Annotated in this window: 2 protein-coding genes; both read right to left on the bottom strand. The window is 68.3% G+C overall.

The window, feature by feature from the left end; genetic code table 11:
* Positions 1 to 199: 199 nt before the first annotated feature.
* Positions 200 to 1,819: an MDR family MFS transporter gene (locus tag PKH97_RS08430; RefSeq protein ID WP_324386963.1), complete on the bottom strand. Its 1,620-nt coding sequence runs from the start codon at positions 1,817 to 1,819 to the stop codon at positions 200 to 202.
* 127 nt (positions 1,820 to 1,946) lie between these two features.
* Positions 1,947 to 2,453 carry a MarR family transcriptional regulator gene (locus PKH97_RS08425; protein WP_324386962.1) on the bottom strand — a complete coding sequence of 169 codons (507 nt, stop codon included), beginning with the start codon at positions 2,451 to 2,453 and terminating at the stop codon, positions 1,947 to 1,949.
* Positions 2,454 to 2,580 lie beyond the last annotated feature (127 nt).

The raw sequence follows: 2,580 nt of genomic DNA, 5'->3' as shown, positions 1-2,580 counted from the left end.
CGCCGGTACGGCGACAGCCGCCGCACCGGCGTGGGCAGCAGCCAGAACGGTGCCGGCGGCGAGACCGAGCGCCAGCACGCTACCGCTGAAGCCGCTCAGGGCCGACCTGCGAAAACTCATGTTCTCGACACTAGGTGAGCCGACCAGCCGAGTCCCGCCCGGGGCGCCGACCGGGCGCGGACTTGCTCGGAGGGCCGGCCTACTCGGCCAGGAACGGGACTTCGTCCGGCGCGGGCCGGCGCAGGTCGATCTGCGGGATCGCCCAGGCCACGATCGCGCCGAGCACCATGACGGCCGAGGCGAATAGGAAGACGCGGTCCATCGAGTCGGCGAAGCCCTGAAGGAAGGGCTTGGCCAAGCGCGGGTCCAGGCTGGTCAAGAACGAGGAGTCCTTCATGACCGCATTCGAGCTGGCCCCGGACTTCAGCTGCGCCACGAACTCGGCATTCGCCGGGTCGGCCAGCGCGGCCTGGAAGTCGGCGGTGCCACGGGCCTCGGTCATCCGCTCGGCGATCCGTGTGGGCAGGGCCGAGAAGAGGATCGAGAGGAAGACCGCCGTGCCCAGGGTGCCACCGATCTGCCGGGTGAACGTCGCCGACGCGGTCGCGACACCCATATCGCGGCGGTCGGCCGCGGCCTGGATGGCCAGCATGAGCGGCTGCATCATGAAGCCCATTCCCATGCCGAAGAGCACCATGACGATCATCAGTTGCCAGAGGGGGGTGTCGAACTTCGTCCAGTGCAGCGTGAACAGGGCGATTGCGATCATCGGCCCGCCGGCGCGCAGGAAGGGCCGGTAGCGCCCGGTGCGGCTGATGGTCTGACCGGAGATCACCGAGCCGGCCATGATGCCGAGGGTCAGCGGGAGCAACTGCAGGCCGGCCTCGGTCGGCGAGGCGCCCTTGACGATCTGCAGGTAGAGCGGGAGGCACGCGATACCGCCGAAGAGCGCCATACCGAGCACGGTCGAGGCGATCGACCCGATGCCGATGGTCTTGTTGGCGAAGAGGCGGATCGGCAACAGCGCCTCCTCGCCCATCCGCCATTCGATGAACTGGAAGGCCAGCACGCCGGCGACGCCGATGACGTAGCAGAGGATGGCGTCGGTCGAGGTCCAGCCCCATTCGCGGCCCTGCTCGGCGACGAGCAGCAGCGGCACCAGGCCGACCGAGAGCGCCGCGGCTCCCCACCAGTCGATGCGGTGGTCGAGGCGCGTATGCCGCAGGTGCAGCGTCCGCACGACCACGAGGAGCGCGACGATGCCGATCGGGACGTTCACGAGGAAGACCCAGCGCCAGCCGGCGATGCCGAGGAAGCTCGTCATACCGGCGAAGAAGCCGCCGATGACCGGGCCGAGCACGCTGGAGGTGCCGAAGACGGCGAGGAAGTAGCCCTGGTATTTCGCGCGCTCCATCGGCGGCACGATGTCGCCGATGATCGCCAGGGCAAGGCTAAACAGGCCGCCGGCGCCGATGCCTTGGACCGCGCGGAAGGCCGCGAGCTGAGTCATCGAGTTGGCGAAGGTGCACATCACCGAGCCGATGATGAAGACCGAGATGGCGGTGAGAAAGAACGGCTTGCGTCCATAGATGTCGGACAACTTGCCGTAAAGCGGCGTGACGATCGTCGAGGTGATCAGGTAGGCCGTCGTGACCCACGCCTGGCGGTCCAGGCCGTGCAGGTCGTCGGAGATGGTGCGGATGGCCGTGGCGACGATCGTCTGATCGAGGGCGGCGAGGAACATGCCGAGCATCAGGCCGGTCAGGATCGTGACGATCTGCCGGTGTGTCAGCGCGGTATCGGGATGATCAGGGCTCATAGGAGGTGGCCTCGAGGAGTCGGGGAGGAGGGGGGTGGATGGTCGGGGGCGGCGCTGCCCGAGCAGCTAATGCTGCGGTGAATCCTGTTGCAGGAGCTAGCGATCGCGCCTATTCGGCGCGGGTCGGTCAGGCGTGCGCTGCGCGCTCGGGACGTATGCCGTTCGGGTGACTTGCGTTGCCGGCATACGTCTCGATGGAGTCACCCAGGCGTCGAAGCAGGGTGAGAAGGTGGTCGACATCGGCGTCGGACCAGTCGTGGAGGAGTTCGGTGAACCAGGCCTGCCGCTGCTCGCGCAGGTTGGCGAGCACGGCGTGCCCCCCGGGGGTGAGCGTCACCAGGTGCGCGCGGCCGTCGGCCGGATCGGGGATGCGATCGAGCAGGCCGGCGCGTTCGAGCCCGGCGACCGCCCGGCTCACGGTGGACATCTCGGTGTGGACCCGCTCGGCCAGCGCGGAGATCCGCAGGGGATCGCCGGCGAGGTTGAACAGCAGCGGGTAGGAGCCCGCGTCGACCGCGGGGTGAACCTGTGGGGCTGTCGCCCGGACCGCGCGCATCTGCTTGGCGACCCGGATCAGTTGCATGCCGAGGGCATCGGCCGCCGTGGGGGCCTCCGGGGACGTAGTTGCTTGCACATGCAAATAGTGCCAGATAGTTGCTTGCGGATGCAACTGGTTAGCGGCCCCATCTGTCAGCCCGCAGGTGACCGGCGGCCGAAGGCTGACCCGCGAGCGGGACATCTCGTCGCCAGCGCAACATGAT

Origin of the sequence: Nostocoides sp., from assembly GCF_035343835.1 — a bacterium.
Taxonomy (GTDB): Bacteria; Actinomycetota; Actinomycetes; order Actinomycetales; family Dermatophilaceae; genus Nostocoides_A; species Nostocoides_A vanveenii.
This window is presented reverse-complemented; position numbering and strand designations above follow the sequence as displayed.

Bases quoted from the DNA above. Each gene is read 5' to 3' on its own strand.
- PKH97_RS08430 (WP_324386963.1), bottom strand. From the start codon at position 1,819: ATGAGCCCTGATCATCCCGATACCGCGCTGACACACCGGCAGATCGTC.